The sequence below is a fragment of the Metaclostridioides mangenotii genome, assembly GCF_018917235.1.
GTDB lineage: Bacteria > Bacillota > Clostridia > Peptostreptococcales > Peptostreptococcaceae > Metaclostridioides.
On sequence record NZ_JAHLOF010000002.1, the window covers coordinates 301,464 to 318,587 of the forward strand.

Sequence of the window (17,124 nt, forward strand, 5' to 3'; positions counted from 1 at the left end):
TTGATTATACTGATTTTATCATAAATCGTTTTAATAGACTATCAGTTTATAGTATGATTTATTCTTCTTAATCCTAAACTCAAAATAAGGCGCCAAAGTTATAGTATCAATACTTATAAACTTTAAAGCACCTTATTTATATTATTATAAATGATTTAGTAATCAATCCGATCTATAATGTTATTTATCGTAAATATTAGCAAGAGAAGAAGTGTTTTGCAAGTCCACCCTTAGCAGTTTCTTTGTATTTATCTGACATATCCATACCAGTCTCTCTCATAGTTTCAACAACTTGATCTAAAGTTATCGAATGATGACCATCAGTCAATAAAGAATAATCAGCTGCATCATACGCTCTCTTCGCAGCCATAGCATTTCTTTCTATACAAGGTATTTGTACATATCCGTAAACTGGATCACAAGTCATACCTAAGTGATGCTCAAGACCTATCTCAGCTGAATACTCTATATGTCTTATGTCTCCGCCTTTTAAGTATGCTACTGCACCTGCTGCCATTGAACATGCAGCCCCTACTTCACCCTGACAGCCAACTTCTGCTCCAGAAATTGATGCATTAGTTTTGATTATATTACCTATCATACCAGCAATACAAAGAGCTTCAACTAGTTTTTTATCATCGTATCCGAAATGATCTTGCATTGAGAATAATATTCCTGGAATTACTCCCGCTGCTCCACATGTAGGAGCAGTAACTATAATATTACCAGACGCATTTTGCTCAGAAGCAGCAAGTGCATATGCATATACTAGAGTTGAAAATTCTTTATCTTCCTTATATTTATTATAGAAGTTGCTCGCTCTTCTCTTAAGGTTAAGTTTTCCTGGGATTACTTCATCAGTGCTCAATCCTTCTTTAACAGCATTTTTCATAGCTTCTCTGATTTTATCAAGATAATCGAGGATATCTTGACTATCATTTTCCACTACATAATCAACTAAAGTCTTATTGTTTTCTTCGCACCATTTGATAAGGTCGTCCATAGTCTCTAAAGAATACACACTATTAGCTTTACTGTTTCTCTGTCCTTCCTCTGCTAAAGTTCCACCACCAACTGAGTAAACAGTCCAGTCCGCAGTAACATTTCCATCTTTATCTAAAGCTTCAAGTTTCATTCCATTTGGATGGAACTCTTTAACGATTTCTTCTTGCCAAACTATCTCAACATGTTTTGGTGCTATCGTTTTCTCTATTATATAATCTGTTAAATGTCCTTTACCAGTTGCTGCTAAACTTCCATACAAATAAACCCTAAAGCTCTCAGCATCTGGGTTTTCATTTTTAAATCTCTCTGCTGCTCTTTGAGGTCCCATTGTATGCGAACTCGATGGACCACTTCCAATCTTGAATAATTCTTTTAAACTATCCATTTTTTACCTCCCAATATTTAATTGATTTTTACATCTAAATTTACATTTTTAAATAATAATTTTTTATTTTGACATCTAATTATATTATACATAATTTAAACAATCAATACATAATAATTGTAATAAAAAGCTAATTTATGTTAAATACAACACTTTTAAAACAATTTCATATATATCTTATAATTTACACACTAAAATATAAAACTTATGGTATATTTTTAAACTTTAACTATGTAACATAATCATTTTTCTACTATATAAATTTTGTGTATTTAATATGTAATAAATAATTATACGAATATTAAGTTGATTTTATCTTATTTTTGTATTATCATTAATGTAATTAAATAACCTATAACCTAGGGTAGAGGCGCTTCAACAAAGAGTATTCAATATGAGCTGGCGAGTTTTGATCATTGAAGAAAGGGGTTGTGGCCGAAGTTGGCACTGTGCAAAGGTGTCTTCTGGGATTACATATAATATATGTAATACTGTCGCTTTTTTAAGTGGTGAGCTACAGGGTTTACTTTGAATTGGAATAATTACGTACAAAGTATACCTTTGTACGTTTTTTATTTGTATGGTTATAGACTTTTATATGGATACTGTATTCAAAGAGGATATTTAAGGCATATTTTACAATGTTTACGGCAGTAATCGCAATTTACATAGCAAAAACTTATTCATATAATAGAGTAAAGCAAGTTTAATGATCTACAAATAAAAGAATTTTAAATATAAATATAAGCAATGAGGTGGATTGTATGAAAAAAGTTAATTTAGCAATTGTCGGTGCAACAGGCATGGTCGGAAGAACTTTTCTAAAAGTTTTAGAAGAAAGAAATTTCCCTATAGATAATTTATTTTTATTTTCTTCAGCGAAATCAGCTGGATCTAAGGTAAATTATGCTGGTAAAGAATATACTGTAGAAGAACTTACTGAAGACTCTTTTACAGATAGAGGAATTCAAATAGCATTGTTTTCTGCTGGTGGCACAATTAGTGAAAAGTATGCACCTATAGCTAGCTCAAAAGGTGTTTTAGTTATAGACAACTCAAGTCATTGGAGAATGGACCCAGATGTTCCATTAGTAATACCTGAAGTAAACCCTGAAGCTATAAAAAACCATAAAGGTATTATATCAAATCCAAACTGCTCTACTATACAAGCTTTGGTTCCACTAAAACCTCTAGATGACAAATTTAAAATAAAAAGAGTAATATACTCTACTTACCAAGCTGTATCTGGATCTGGAGTAAAAGGTGTTGAGGACTTAGAAAAAGGCATGGAAGGAAATCCTACAGGATTCTACCCTCATCAAATTTCTTATAACTGCCTACCTCATATAGATTCATTTACTGAAAATGGATATACAAAAGAAGAATTAAAAATGATAAACGAAACAATGAAGATTTTAGACAATTACGATCTAAAAATTACAGCAACTACAGTAAGAGTTCCTGTAAAAAATGGTCACAGTGAATCTATAAATGTTGAATTTGAAAACAATTTTGAGTTAAATGACGTAGTAAGCACTTTAAAATCAGCTCAAGGAGTTGTTGTAGTCGATAATCCTGGGAATAACGAATATCCTACTGCTTTTGATGTAGATGGTAGCGATGAAGTATATGTTGGCAGAATTAGAAGAGATTTTAGTATAGACAATGGAGTTAATTTGTGGGTAGTTGCTGACAACATAAGAAAAGGTGCCGCTACTAATACAATACAAATAGCAGAAAAAGTTATTGAATACGATTTAGTTTAATTTTAGAATTACTAGAAGTAAAAATAAATAATATTTGAGATTTCAATAAATATAGAAATGAATTTAACTAAAAATACATGGTATAATTATTTATATCTATAAAAATTAAAAAAATTGGGAGGTATTTGATTATGTTATTTAAAGGTTCTGCAGTTGCAATTGTAACGCCATTTACAGAAGATGGAAAAGTAAATTTTGATAAGTTCGGTGAATTATTAGAGTTCCAAATAGCTAATGGTACAGATGCAGTCGTTGTTTGTGGTACTACAGGTGAAGCTACTACTATGACAACTGAAGAACAATTAGCACTTATAAAATACGCAGTTGAAAAAGTAAACAAAAGAATACCGGTAATAGCTGGATCTGGTTCTAATAACACTATGCACTCAGTATTTATGAGTCAAGAGTGCGAAAAACTTGGAGTAGACGGATTATTAGTTATTACTCCTTACTATAATAAAGCTAACAAAGCCGGACTTAAGCTTCATTTTGAAACTATTGCAGCTAGTGTTAAGCTTCCAATAATACTATACAATGTTCCTGGAAGAACTTGTGTAAATATAAGCCCAAGTCTAATTGCTGAACTTGCTAAAATAGACAATATAGTTGCTGTTAAAGAAGCTAGTGGTGATTTAGGCCAAGTAGCTAAAATAGCAAGCTTAGTTCCTGATGATTTTGCTATTTACTCAGGTAACGATGACACTATAGTACCTCTATTATCATTGGGAGGCCATGGCGTAATATCTGTTCTTGCAAATATATGCCCTCAAGAAACTCATGATATGGTTGCTAAATTTATAGATGGAGATGTTCAGGGATCAAAAGAACTTCAGCTTAAATTGGATGCTCTTATTGCTGCATTATTTATAGAAGTTAATCCTGTTCCAGTAAAAACTGCACTTAATTTAATAGGGTACGAAGTTGGAGATTTCAGACTTCCTCTTGCTGAAATGGAAGAGAAAAATCTAAGTGTACTAAGAGATGAGTTAGTAAACTCTGGATTTAAAGTAGTAAAATAGTTTACAGTAACATAGGAGGAAAATATGTTAAAAATAATTACAACTGGCTATGACGGTAAAATGGGAAAAATCCTTGCCGATGCTATAAGAGAAGATGAAACATTAGAACTTGCATGTGTATCAGCTAGAGGTATGTCAAGTCAAGAAGGTGGACTTAAAATTTTTGAAGACATGACTCAAATAAGTGAATGCGCAGATGTTGTAATAGACTTCTCCCACCCATCAAATTTGGATAATATTTTATCATATGTGTTAAAAACAAAAACTCCTTTAGTAATAGCTACAACTGGGTATAATGAAGAAGAGAACAATAAAATAACAGAAGCTTCTAAGGTTATTCCTGTATTTAGATCTTACAACATGGCACTTGGTGTCAATATAATGTTGAAATTAGTAAAAGAGGCTACAAAGCTATTAAAAGGATTTGATATAGAAATTGTAGAAAAACATCACAATAGAAAAGTTGACGCACCAAGCGGAACTGCTGTAATGCTAGCAGAAGGAATAAAAGAAGTCCTGTCTGATGTCGAGTTTACATACGGAAGACATGGTAGAGACGCTAAGAGACAAACAAATGAGGTAGGCATACACGCTATACGTGGTGGTACTATCGTTGGTGAGCATGATGCTATATTCGCTGGTGACAGTGAGGTTTTAACAATAACTCACCAATCTGAATCTCGTAGAATTTTTGCAAATGGTTCTATAACAGCTGCGAAGTTCTTAATTGATCAAAAACCAGGCCTATATAATATGGACGACATGTTAAGTATATAAATAAGGAGAAAAACAAATGGTAAATTTAAATGACGCTTACGAAATAGCAAGGTACATCAAAGAAGTAGAGAAAAAGACGCCTGTTAAAATCTACGTTAATTCAACTTCAGTGGAAAAAGTAACAAGTAATGATTTCAAAGTATTTGGAAATGATGGTTCTTATGTATTTATCGGAGACTACGATAAAATAATGGGATTCTTAGACAAATACAAGATTTCAGAGCATGATATGCATATAGAATTTGACAGAAGAAACTCAGCAATACCACTTAAAAATACATTACACGAACATGCAAGAATAGAGCCAGGGGCTATAATTAGAGACATGGTAACTATCGAAAAGAACGCTGTAGTAATGATGGGTGCTGTAATCAACATAGGGGCTGTGGTAGGAGAAGGTTCTATGGTAGATATGAATGCAGTAATCGGAGCAAGAGGAACACTAGGCAAAAATGTTCATCTTGGAGCAGGAGCTGTAGTAGCAGGAGTACTTGAGCCACCTTCAGCAACTCCAGTTATCGTAGAAGATGAAGTATTAATTGGAGCTAACGCAGTAGTTCTTGAGGGTGTAAGAATAGGAAAAGGCGCTGTAGTAGCGGCTGGATCAATAGTAACTACTGATGTAGAGGCTGGTACCGTAGTAGCTGGTTCACCTGCAAAAGTAATAAAAATGAAGGACGAAAAAACACAAGATAAAACTAAACTTATGGAAGACTTAAGAAACTTAGATTAATTCGTTTAGTCTTAATATTAGTTAAAACAAATTGCAAGATCTGAAATTTGATAATATCGAATTTCAGATCTTTTTTATGCAGAGATATTTTATCATGTATAATTTTATACAATTATTTAATTAATAATCACTCTTTATCTAATTACGATTACTATTTTCTTTATACCTACCAAAAACTATGCTACACTTAAGTTAGTTCAACATTTATAAGCAATATGATAAATTAATTTAGTAGGAGGATAACATGTTAAAGATTATAGTAAGTGGATATAACGGCACAAATGGAACTATACTGACAAAATGTATAGATGAAAACGAGAACTTAGAGCTAGTTTGTGGAGTATCAAGATCATTAAATAACGGATCATATGACGGAAAAAACAAACTGTATAAACGTATGGACTACGTTGAAGAAAAATGTGACGTGATCATAGACTTCTCACATCCTTCAAACCTAGATTCTATTCTCAAATATGCGCTAGCAAATAAGACGCCAATAGTACTAGCTACTACCGGATATTCTCAAGAAGACTTAGATCAAATAGACATCGCATCAAAGCAGATACCAATACTCCTATCTTCAAATACATCACTAGGAGTTAACATATTTATAGAACTAGTAAAAAATGCAGCAACACTATTAAAAAACTTTGATATTGAAATAATAGACAAGCATCACAATAGGAAAGAAGATGCTCCAAGTGGTACTGCATCAATGCTAGCAAATGCTATAAAAGAAGTACATCCCGAAAAATACAATACATATGGAAGACACGGGCGAGATGCTAAAAGAAATAATCACGAAATAGGAATACATGCAATAAGAGGTGGAACAATTGTAAGCGATCATGATGTAATCTTTGCAGGCGACAGTGAAGTTATGACTCTAACACATGAAGCCCAATCCGATGTGATTTTTGCTAAGGGGTCACTAGCTGCAGCGGAATATTTACAAAATAAAACCGATGGACTTTACGAAATGAAAGATGTTTTAAATATAAACTAATTAAGAATGTTATAAAGTGTAATTAAATATTTTATAAAAAAGAACCCGTATATCGCAACTTAGTTGATTTTTCTAATATGCATTACATGGGTTCTTTAAAATTCAATTTATTCATTACTTTTTTTAAACCATTACCTTTTTAAAACCATTTTACTCCTATTTCTTTTTCAACTGCTTTGTCATAAATTTTCTTTGCTGTTACAACATCTTGTACTGATATTCCAACGGATTTAAAAAATATTTAGGCGCATGAATATTTGTTCTCAAAGGAACTACGCTTTTTTTTCAGTAAATATTCTAAAAGCTTCTTTATCAGCTTCAATAGTATCTTGCATAGTAAATACTTTTTTAATATCATCCTCGTTTAGCGATAACATATAAAATACCTCCTAATTGTTTCGTAACACATGAAACATTATAATATGTAATAAAAATAAAACATACAACTATTATATGCCCTTAACTAAACTTTGCATACATTTAAACTATTGAGATTTAATCTTTCTTATTTTCTTCTAAGTAAGTTAAAATAGTAGTATATCTTGAATATAAAAATCCTGCGTATTGCATTCTTAGACGCTCTTTGTCTAACATACACTACGCAGGTATTTATACTAAAGATACATTTTAATATTTCTTAGAGCATTATTACTTCACTTTATTCATATCATCCATTACATTTAGTATCACTTCATCTGTAACAGACATTCCTTTATCGCTAACTCTACCCAAGTTTTTTATGCTCTCTTCTACAGTACTACCTACTATACCATTTTGAGAAGGAACTAAACAATCCTGCTTAGCAATTATTGCATTTTGCATAGCTGCTGAAGCTGCAGATGATAATTTAAGAGCGCAACCTGGTTTTGCACCGTCACATATCATTCCACTTAAGTCAGCTATCATATTTTCTATAGCCCCTTCAATTTGATCTTGGGTTGAATCCATTAGCCAAGATAGACCTGCAGCTGCTCCAGTTGATGCTGCAACACCACATCCACATACTGCTGATAATCTTCCCGTAAAATTCTTAATGAATCCAGTAACTAAATGAGATATAGCTAAAGCTCTTGCTAATTTCTCATCTGTTTGTGGAAATTTATCATTATAAGCTACTATTGGAAGTATCGCAGTAAGACCGTGGTTTCCACTCCCATTAGAACTCATAACAGGCATTTTTATACCTGCCATTCTAGCATCAGATGCTCCTGCTGTAAGCATCATTGCATGGTTGATTAAATCATCATTTAGCAATCCTTCTTCTATTGATTTTTTAATTCCATATCCAACACCTATACCAACCTTTTGATCTAACCCAATACTTGCCATTTCTTCATTCATTTTCACACCATCAAGCAAAAACTCTATATCTTTAAAATCTATTTTTTCTACATTTTCAATAAGTTCTTTTATTGTTACGGTATCCATAAGTTTTACTTCTGTATCTGTTGAAGTTGCTTGTATTTTTCGATCTACTTCATTGTTTAATAAAACTTCTCCATCTCTCTCTAAGAATGTGAAGTTATCGTGTTTTGTTCTTATTTTTACTTTAGCACTGTGTTCTTTTCCTTTAAGTATAACTTGTATAAATACTTTTTCTTTAGTAACTGCTGGTGATACTGAAATAGGATTGTTGTCCATATATGTTTCACTCTCTTCAACCTCCTCAGAAGTCAAAGTCTCAAGTACACTTAAACCATTTTCAGAATGTCCGCCGATTATTCCCATTGCTGCTGCTATTTTAAGACCCGCTCTCTTAGATCCTGGTATTCCTACTCCCATACCATTTTTGTAGATATTAGGACTAACCAACATCTCATTTTCTAAAACTTCTTCTCCTAGTAATTCTTTTGCTTTTGCACAAGCTAAAGCAAGTGCCACTGGCTCTGTACATCCAACTGCGGGCTTAACTTCTGCTTTCAACATATCTATTAATTCTGCTCTTATATCTCTCATCATTTCCCCTCCAAAATGTTAATTTTTTATTTATAATTTATATAAAAGCAAGTTCCATGCCAAGTTAAAACCGTTTTTATAATTCCTATAAACCAGTAATTACAATGCTTTCAAAGATTTTCGTTTCATGTTTTGATATAAGGTGAATTAAATGTATTCAAAAAGAAACAAAATAATCCCAGAATGGGATTTAGTCTCAATTTGGGATTATTTCATACTTTTCAAGTTTTCTATAAAGTGTTGATCTAGATATACCTAAAGATTTAGCAGCTAAATCTTTGTCTTTTTTATACTTTTTATATTTATTTAAAGCTTTTATTATCTCTCTTCTCTCTAATTCGTCCAACTTAATAATACTTTCATCTTTTTCATCTGGAATAAAATCCATATTTTTTATTTTTTTAGGAATTACATCTGTAGTTATTATTGTTGATGAAGACATATTTACACTGTACTCTATAATATTCTGAAGCTCTCTAATATTACCTGGCCATCTGTAATTGATCATAGTATTAACAACACTTTCTTCAATGCCTTCAACGTCTTTATCAAGTTTTTTAGAGTATTCTTTTATCATATAATCAATTATCTGCGGAATGTCTTCTTTACGTTCTCTTAGACTAGGAAGTTTTATAGGTATTACATTTAATCTATAGTAAAGATCCTCTCTAAATGTTCCTTCTTCCACCATTTTTTCTAGATCTTTATTTGTCGCAGCAATTATCCTTACATCCACATATATATTAGATTTGCCTCCAAGCTTATTTAGCTCCTTCTCCTGCAGTACTCTAAGTAACTTTGCCTGTAGATGAAGGCTCATATCTCCTATCTCATCTAAAAATATACTTCCTTTGTGAGCAAGTTCAAAGGTTCCTATCTTTCCACCTTTCTTAGCCCCTGTAAAAGCTCCCTCTTCATAACCAAATAACTCACTCTCAAGAAGATTATCTGGAATTGCTGCACAGTTTATAGTGATAAATGGATTGTCTACTCTGTCACTATGGTTATGAATAGCCCTGGCAAATAATTCTTTACCTGTGCCACTTTCTCCTGTAATTAGAACTGTAGATGTAGATTTAGATGCCATTGAAGCCTCTTTCTTAGATTTCATAATAGCACTACTACTTCCAATAATATTATCTAATTTTATCCTGTAATCCTTGTTCATCTTATTGTAATTTTTAATTGCATCTTTTTTATCAATAAAGTCTATGACATAACCTTTTAATGCTCCTTGTAACTCTATCTTATTCATATTATAAATACCTTTTGAGTCATGTCCATTTCTTCTGTAAAAAAAGCCACAAGATTTATTCTTTTTGAAATTATCAATAGAAGGTTTATTTATAAATTCCAACTCTCTAAAAATATTTTTTCCAGTCATCTCATTCTTTAAATTAAATATCTGTATGAATTTAGAATTGTACTTATCTATTTTTCCATTTACATCAATTGATACTACTGCTTTATCCATATTATCAAACAAAGTTTCTAATTTCTTTTTCTCTAAATCCAACTCGTAAGTCTTAATATGCGCCTTTAGTTTACTCGATATAAGATCTGCCATCTTACCCAGAAAATTTATAAGATCATTTTCTTTTCCTTTAATTATCTGCGCTTGTTCTTCGGTAAATGCTATAAGCCCTATAACACCGTAAGATTTATCTTCATATACAATTGGGCAGCATACCTCTGCAAACTCCATACAGTTTTTGTTACCATAACACTCTTTACAAATTTCACTACTCTGAGGATCATCTATAAAAATAATGGATTGCTCTTTATATGATTTTTTGAATGCAGAGTACTCGTTTACTCTTTCGCCTATTTTATCTAGATATATACCTGTCCCCGCGATTCTCACTAAATTACTGTTAACTATAGTTACATCTATATTTAGCACAGATTCAATAGCATATGCTATATTTTGTATATCCTCTTTTATATATCCTAACTCCATCATATGCATCATTCCCTATTAATTTATTCTACTCTTATTAATCTCTATCCCTATTTTTTCTAATTAAAAGTATCTCTCTTATATCTTTCAACACAACTAATATTTTATTCATAGTAAACTGAATAGAGATCAACATTACAAACAACATCACTACTACTATTATCCTATATTCTACGCCCATAATCTACTCTCCTTATTAAGAAAAGACTAGGCTATTAGCCTAGTCTTTTCCATGTTGTATCTATATTTATATATTAACTCATTTATCTTCTTTTTCCTATATAAATGTATTTATTTGTTCTAAATTCTTCTAACTTTCCTTCAAAGTTAAGGTTTAGAAATGCATTAAAAACTTCATGTGGGTAGTAAAACTTAGTGTGAAGTCCGCAAAATCTATCTTTAAGGTATTCTAATTTTACTTTTAAATTTTTGAAATTTAAATCTTCAATAATTAAATCTCCTTCATTTTTTAAAACTCTTCTAATCTCAGATGATGCTTTTTTAAAGTTTTGTATCTCGTCTAATTGATATACAACTATAAGTTTGTCAAAATAATTATCCTCAAATGGTAGATATTCTAGTGTACCTTTGACAACATTACAGTTTTCATTGTGTACTAAAGAATAGCAAACATCTTCGTAATTACCATCTTCAAGTATTGTAACAGAGGTTCCATACATTCTAAGTCTTTTACCTAGGCTCCCAATTCTACCTACTAATAAAATTCTTTCCCCTACATTGTACTTTACTTTCTCTAAAAAACATCTTATTTCATCAGTTTCGCCTGATGCTTTGGTGTTATGCTCGCTCACCTGAAGTAACATGCTTTTCACTTATTTCACCTCTTTAATCCTCTCTCTAAAATAATGTACAAGATACATTATACTAAGTGGCACTCAACTATTCAATAGTAAATCAAAAATATTTTTTTTATTGAAGTTTTCATTTAAAACAAACATTAATAACTGTTCATATTTCAATAAATAGAGCAATTTTAATTGGTTAAATCACTCGGGTTATGCGTTATTATTTTCATAAAGTTTCTTAATTTTTGATATAGAAACCTCGTATGCTACTTTTTTAAGAACCTCACCGTTATCTAATTTTTTTTCATATCCTCTGCTCTGAACTCTACCCCAAAGTTGTATCCTATCCCCGACGTTCAGATTTTTAGCAAACTTTGCATTTCTTCCCCAAACTATTGTTGGTATGTAATCAGATTTGTTATACGGTCTATTTATAGCTACAAGAAGATCTGTAATCTCTCTTCCTAAAGGCGTCTGTCTATATACTGGATTTTTACATATGTACCCATCCAAAAAAATGCTATTTGGATCTTTATTATCTTCTTCTGCAAGTGTTATTTCTCTAACGAAAACTGTAAGTATTAATCGATTTTTATTATCTATTGATTTGTTATATGATCTAAGTTGTCCTGTGACATTCACAATATTTTGTTTTTCAATATCAATATCTTGAAGTAATCTTTCAGAAATCGTTATTGGAAGTATATCAAATGAATCACTCAATCTATCTATTTTTATATCAATATTATAAAATTTTTCTCCAAAAATTTCATGGCTAAACTTTAGCTCACTATCTAGCTCCCCTCTTAAGTTTACAATGTTGTTTTCAGTATTAATCGATATCATATTTTATCCCTCCAAATTGTTAAATTCTTATGTTTTCTTGTTCACTTATACAATAAATATATTTAACTTGAAGGCCTTTTATTACAAATACTTAAGTATTTATTTTGGCTTTTTAATTAGAACTTTTTTAAAAATAATATTTATATATTCTTGTGTTAAATCTTCAATATCAAATCCTTAAATTAAATAATACAATCGCATCCTAGTACTACCATTATAATCCTCCGATGTTTTGTATATTTGATATCAATTAAAAAGCAAAAAAAATAGTAGATCGATTATAATCTACTATTTTTATAATATTAAAACTAACATAGTTTTCTAATAAATTTTTAACAAAATTACAGCCTTTTATTGAACTTCAGCTTTCTTTTTAGAAGCTGACATTAACATAGTAACAGCTGTGTAAGCGATAACTGCAACAACTAGAAGTTTTAGTATATCCATAGGTAAACCTTGGAAGAACTTAATTGCAACTATAACCCCAACTATACCGCCTAGTGCTATACCTAGAGATGCTTTTTTGCTGTATGCTTCTTCTTTTATAAACTTAGAACTTGCAACTGGCATTAACATTGCACAAGATCCCATCATTATTGGGAAAGCAACGTCAGGAGACATTCCTAAGAAATAAACTAGTGCCATACATGGTCCATATAATCCTATACCAGCTGTCATTAAAGCACCTAGTATAAAGTTACCAACTGCACCTATAACAAGTTTAACTCCTGTTAGTCCTGTTGCAGTTCCTCCTCCTGGCATCATGTCAATCCAAGGATGAGATAATAACATTATAATTGCTGTAACTGCTAATGCTATCCCCATTATTAATTGAACTTTTTTCTCGTCCAGTTTAGCTATTATTCCTGCTCCGATATATGATCCAACAACCGCTGACGCTATTAATACTGTAAGTGTAAGTGGATCAACTTTGATAACTGCTGTAAATATAAATGCCTCTAAAAGTACTGGTATTGTATGACAAACATTTAAAGTTCCTGGTATTAGTCTATCAGGTACTTTAATCTTTAAAAACTTAAACATTGCTACTGTAGGTGCGAAAGAACCTATACCCAAAGTGTCACCAAAGTCAGTCACAAAACCTGTGGCGACAGATTTACCAAAGCTAATATCTTGTTCCATTTTACCTTCTTTATTAGCTTTTGCCACGTCTTTACCAAATATAATTCCGAAAAATGCTGCAAATGCAACAAACAAACCACGCACTATGTTGACTATCATCTCAAGTCCCCTTTCTTTTTTTTGTATATTCTGATAATTTACTCCGTACATAATACCTAGACTTTGATTTAACTATGGAGTAGCAAATATTTGTTATGCTACTCTATAGTATTCAAAATCTTGTTAAAACTTTACTTATTTTAAAATAAAACCGTATTTAACTGGATCTTCATCATCAAACATAAAGTTATTGAATCCTGTCATGTAAGCAGAACCACTTATTTTTGGTATTATAGCATCAAAATCTCCAACTTTTGTAGTTTCTACTATTTCACCTTTGAATAAAGTTCCTAGTATACTTTCATATACAAACTTTTCTCCTATTTTTAATTCACCTTTTGCATATAGAGTTGCAAGTTTAGCACTTGTACCAGTTCCACATGGAGATCTATCCACTTGACCTTGTCCAAATATAACAACATTTTTGTAAGTTGCTTCTGGATGAGTTGGCTCATCATAGATTTCTATAAGGTCTACTGTTTTAATATGAGCTAAAGTTGGATGTTGTATTTCTATAGTTTCATTTATGATGTCTCTTAATTTCAAAGATAATTCTGTTAATTTAGCAGCATTTTCTGGTACTATCTCTAATCCTAATTGGCTAGCATGGATTATCGCAAAGAAACTTCCACCAAATGATATATCGAATTTAACTGTACCAACACCTGGTAACTCAACTTCTACACCTTCTTTATATAAGAACGCTGGCACGTTTAAGAAAGAAACTTCTTTAGCTTTACCGTCTACAACAGAAACATCTCCTCTTACTATTCCTGCAGGAGCTTCCATAACTATGTGAGTTGTAGGCTCAGTTACTGGAACAACACCAGTCTCAACTGCAACTGTCATAGCACCAATAGTACCATGTCCACACATATTTAAGTATCCTCCACCGTCCATGAAGATTACACCGAAGTCTGCTTCTGGATCACAAGGTTGAGTCATTACTGATCCAAACATATCATTGTGTCCTCTAGGCTCAAGCATTATACCAGTTCTTATATGATCTAAGTTTTTCTCTAAGAATTCCTTTTTCTCAGCCATTGTGTTACCTTTTATGTTAGGTATTCCACCTACTACTATTCTTGTTGCCTCTCCAGCTGTATGAGAGTCAATTGCTTGAATACTTCTGCTGAATTTCATTTAAAATTCCCCCTTAGTTTTATTTGCCTTTTAAGCCTCTTTAACTTTTCTACTACACTTTTTGAGTTTTAGAAAAGCCAATGCCTTTTTGGCATCTATTTCTTCTACATTATTTTGGCCAATAATTTCAGTCTCTTCATGGCCTTCTGATATATAAAAATCAACTATGGTATCCATATACTTATCTTTAAAAATAAGCCCATGATTTCCCATAACTGTTATCAACAGTTACTATATCTATCTTTTCTAAGCCCTATATTACGTTCGCAAAATCAATATGATGATTGCCAAACATTTTCTAAAGATACTATCGCAATCGGTTCCATTGATTCGACCCAACTAAAAGTACGATTATATAAAAATCCTTACTTATAAAGTTCTCTGAAACTCCTAAATCGCCTCTTTATTTTTCATGGTTTCTCATCTTTAGTTTCAAAAATGCAAGCGCTTTCTTGGCGTCAATTTCGTTTGTATTGTTTTCTCCGACAACCTCTGTCTCTATTCCATCTTTAGATTTGTTAATATCTACTATTGTGTCCATGTATTGATTTGTAACTACAAATTTTGCTTGAACACCATTAAAAGTAACTCCTACAGTAGGTATGTCCCTTTTACCTATTTCTTCAAATGTATTAGCGTAATCAACATGTGAGTTTCCCCAACCATCAGAAGATAAGATAACTCCATCTACACGCATAGCCTCTAACCATGCTGCTGTTCTTTGTCCAACAAAGTTTTTGTACTTGTTGTCTTGAGGTGTACCCAGTACAACAACGCCTACAAAATCAACATCTTTGTCATCTCCTACAACATCTAAAAGAGGATCTCTAAAGTGATGGAGAGAGGTTTCTTTAGTTGAAGGTCCTATTCCCATTTTTTCTCCTCCTTTAAGTCATGGCTCTAAGAGCGCCATCCCTGTATTCATTTGGTGAAATTATCATAGGTACGTTACACATATCAATTATAGATGTACCCCCATGATATCCACTAGGTTCATCAGAAAATAATTGATTGTCATACATAGCTCCTTGTCCCGCAATTTGTTTAACGATGACTACTTTTTTAGCATTAGGTCTAATTTTGTCAAAATATTCACGAGATTCTACAGCATTACGCCCGTCTTCTTTTTTTAAAATTTCTCTAATGTCTTGTATAAATTCATCGCACACTTTGAAAGATTCTTGAGCTAAACTTCTTGAAAATGGCAATCCACCTTTTAGTGTAACATCCATATGTATTATATAGTCGTCTTTGGATGGAGTACCACATCTGTCAAATATCATTTGTTCACTAAGTATACCTTCAGATGATCCAAATTCATGCATTTGTCTACCATCTTCGTCTACTCCGGTAAGCATAATATAAACGCCTGTTAGAGTATGTGTAATTCCTTCTCCAATTCTTCCTAATACTTTCGTAGATATCGGTATTATATCCATAATAGTATTTATTTCTCTATCATGGTCACCTGGTTTAATTATATCTAGTTTTATATCTGTTATCAATTCACAATTCGAAAGTAGTTCATCAACTTTACTAACATTTATTGTAAGTTCGTTTTTATTTATTTTAGTCTTCGGTCCAGATTTAACTTCATTAATGTGAAATGGCTTAATTACAAGCCTTCTCAATATTTTTTCTTCCATTAAACTCACCTTTATTTGTAAGCCCTACTTCTTAATATTTAAGAAGCAGGGCTTTATATTTTGACTATTATCTACTAGATACTAGCGTGATACTCATATGGTAATGGAACTATCTTACCAGCTGAAGGTATCGCTATTAATTGTCTTAAAGTATCTTTAAGAATTCCTGTTTGCATTTCTATGTTATTTGGTTCACCAGCGTTAGCACCCATTGGAACTAATGGAGCAACTGATCTAGGAGATCCGTTTTGTCTAACTACTGGAGGAAGAGCTGCTATCATTATTGTTGGTATACCAGCTTCTTCTATGGCTCTCTGCACGATCGCGGCAGTTCTATGGCAAGTACCTCAGCCAGCTGTCATAACTACACCGTCAACGCCCTCTTCTTTAAGCTTTTGAGCTATTTCTGGTCCAGTTTTTTCAGTGAATGCTGTTTGGTCTCCACCACCACCCATGAATGTGTAGTGCATTGGAGCTATAGCTTTTATAAAACCTTCTTTAGCTAATTCATGTAATCTATCTATAGGGAACATACAGTTTATGTCTCTATTAGCATCTGCGTTATCGTATCCACCATGTGATACCATTAATTCTTCAACTTTAGCTGTATCAGGAACAATTCTGTAAGTTGTGTCTCCTGCTAGATTGAATCTCTTGTCGCTCTTTAAATGTACACCTGCTGCTGTAGCTAAAGCAATTGTCATATCTTTTAATTCTTTAGTTACAGGCGTCCAAACTGGAGGAGGTGTTATTGGTACGAAAATTTCAGACTGAAGTCCTTTTACTGATGTAAGACTCATTTATTTCCTCTCCCTTCTATATTTAAAACATCTA

18 protein-coding genes and 1 riboswitch are annotated in these 17,124 nt (G+C 32.1%); of the genes, 5 read left to right on the forward strand and 13 right to left on the reverse strand.

Features of this window, described 5'->3' with window-relative positions; genetic code table 11:
- Positions 1-196: 196 nt before the first annotated feature.
- The gene (locus KQI18_RS04650) at positions 197-1,390 is read right to left on the reverse strand and encodes an L-serine ammonia-lyase (RefSeq protein ID WP_216466513.1); all 1,194 of its coding nucleotides are present in this window, start codon (positions 1,388-1,390) and stop codon (positions 197-199) included.
- 357 nt (positions 1,391-1,747) lie between these two features.
- Positions 1,748-1,915, forward strand: a riboswitch (Lysine riboswitch).
- A gap of 239 nt (positions 1,916-2,154) precedes the next feature.
- Here KQI18_RS04650 and KQI18_RS04655 point away from each other — a divergent pair.
- The 5 genes from KQI18_RS04655 (at position 2,155) to dapB (KQI18_RS04675) (ending at position 6,691) form a co-directional block, all read left to right on the forward strand.
- Positions 2,155-3,156, forward strand: a complete 1,002-nt coding sequence (locus tag KQI18_RS04655; RefSeq protein WP_216466514.1) for an aspartate-semialdehyde dehydrogenase — start codon at positions 2,155-2,157, stop codon at positions 3,154-3,156.
- A gap of 131 nt (positions 3,157-3,287) precedes the next feature.
- A complete protein-coding gene (dapA, locus tag KQI18_RS04660; RefSeq protein ID WP_216466515.1) occupies positions 3,288-4,175 on the forward strand; it encodes a 4-hydroxy-tetrahydrodipicolinate synthase in 888 nt (295 codons plus the stop codon).
- 24 nt (positions 4,176-4,199) lie between these two features.
- Positions 4,200-4,952 carry a 4-hydroxy-tetrahydrodipicolinate reductase gene (dapB, locus tag KQI18_RS04665; protein ID WP_216466516.1) on the forward strand — a complete coding sequence of 251 codons (753 nt, stop codon included), beginning with the start codon at positions 4,200-4,202 and terminating at the stop codon, positions 4,950-4,952.
- Positions 4,953-4,968: 16 nt separating this feature from the next.
- Positions 4,969-5,685 carry a 2,3,4,5-tetrahydropyridine-2,6-dicarboxylate N-acetyltransferase gene (gene dapD, locus KQI18_RS04670; RefSeq protein WP_216466517.1) on the forward strand — a complete coding sequence of 239 codons (717 nt, stop codon included), beginning with the start codon at positions 4,969-4,971 and terminating at the stop codon, positions 5,683-5,685.
- Positions 5,686-5,929: 244 nt separating this feature from the next.
- Positions 5,930-6,691 (forward strand): 4-hydroxy-tetrahydrodipicolinate reductase, encoded by a 762-nt coding sequence (gene dapB / locus KQI18_RS04675; protein ID WP_216466518.1) that lies wholly within the window; start codon positions 5,930-5,932, stop codon positions 6,689-6,691.
- Positions 6,692-6,830: 139 nt separating this feature from the next.
- On the opposite strand, the gene KQI18_RS14545 is transcribed toward dapB (KQI18_RS04675), so the two are convergent.
- The 12 genes from KQI18_RS14545 to prdB form a co-directional block, all read right to left on the reverse strand.
- Positions 6,831-6,932: a hypothetical protein gene (locus tag KQI18_RS14545; RefSeq protein ID WP_216466646.1), complete on the reverse strand. Its 102-nt coding sequence runs from the start codon at positions 6,930-6,932 to the stop codon at positions 6,831-6,833.
- A gap of 407 nt (positions 6,933-7,339) precedes the next feature.
- Positions 7,340-8,647 carry a serine dehydratase subunit alpha family protein gene (locus KQI18_RS04690; protein WP_216466519.1) on the reverse strand — a complete coding sequence of 436 codons (1,308 nt, stop codon included), beginning with the start codon at positions 8,645-8,647 and terminating at the stop codon, positions 7,340-7,342.
- 196 nt (positions 8,648-8,843) lie between these two features.
- A complete protein-coding gene (locus KQI18_RS04695) occupies positions 8,844-10,619 on the reverse strand; it encodes a sigma-54 interaction domain-containing protein (RefSeq protein WP_216466520.1) in 1,776 nt (591 codons plus the stop codon).
- A gap of 25 nt (positions 10,620-10,644) precedes the next feature.
- Positions 10,645-10,788: a hypothetical protein gene (locus KQI18_RS04700; RefSeq protein WP_216466521.1), complete on the reverse strand. Its 144-nt coding sequence runs from the start codon at positions 10,786-10,788 to the stop codon at positions 10,645-10,647.
- Between the two features lie 82 nt (positions 10,789-10,870).
- The gene (locus KQI18_RS04705; RefSeq protein ID WP_236887655.1) at positions 10,871-11,431 is read right to left on the reverse strand and encodes a class I SAM-dependent methyltransferase; all 561 of its coding nucleotides are present in this window, start codon (positions 11,429-11,431) and stop codon (positions 10,871-10,873) included.
- 192 nt (positions 11,432-11,623) lie between these two features.
- Positions 11,624-12,259 (reverse strand): single-stranded DNA-binding protein, encoded by a 636-nt coding sequence (locus KQI18_RS04710; RefSeq protein WP_216466523.1) that lies wholly within the window; start codon positions 12,257-12,259, stop codon positions 11,624-11,626.
- A 351-nt stretch (positions 12,260-12,610) separates the two neighbouring features.
- The gene (locus tag KQI18_RS04715) at positions 12,611-13,498 is read right to left on the reverse strand and encodes a sulfite exporter TauE/SafE family protein (RefSeq protein WP_334299393.1); all 888 of its coding nucleotides are present in this window, start codon (positions 13,496-13,498) and stop codon (positions 12,611-12,613) included.
- Between the two features lie 138 nt (positions 13,499-13,636).
- Entirely contained in the window at positions 13,637-14,644 is a 1,008-nt protein-coding gene (locus KQI18_RS04720) for a proline racemase (protein WP_216466525.1), read from the reverse strand.
- A gap of 30 nt (positions 14,645-14,674) precedes the next feature.
- Positions 14,675-14,869, reverse strand: a complete 195-nt coding sequence (locus KQI18_RS04725; RefSeq protein WP_216466526.1) for a hypothetical protein — start codon at positions 14,867-14,869, stop codon at positions 14,675-14,677.
- Between the two features lie 178 nt (positions 14,870-15,047).
- Positions 15,048-15,518, reverse strand: coding sequence for a glycine/sarcosine/betaine reductase component B subunit (locus tag KQI18_RS04730; RefSeq protein WP_216466527.1), 471 nt, complete (start codon positions 15,516-15,518; stop codon positions 15,048-15,050).
- Positions 15,519-15,531: 13 nt separating this feature from the next.
- Positions 15,532-16,290, reverse strand: a complete 759-nt coding sequence (gene prdD / locus KQI18_RS04735) for a proline reductase cluster protein PrdD (protein WP_216466528.1) — start codon at positions 16,288-16,290, stop codon at positions 15,532-15,534.
- A 74-nt stretch (positions 16,291-16,364) separates the two neighbouring features.
- Complete coding sequence (prdB, locus tag KQI18_RS04740; protein WP_216466529.1) at positions 16,365-17,090, reverse strand: D-proline reductase (dithiol) protein PrdB; 726 nt, start codon at positions 17,088-17,090, stop codon at positions 16,365-16,367.
- Between the last annotated feature and the right edge of the window lie 34 nt (positions 17,091-17,124).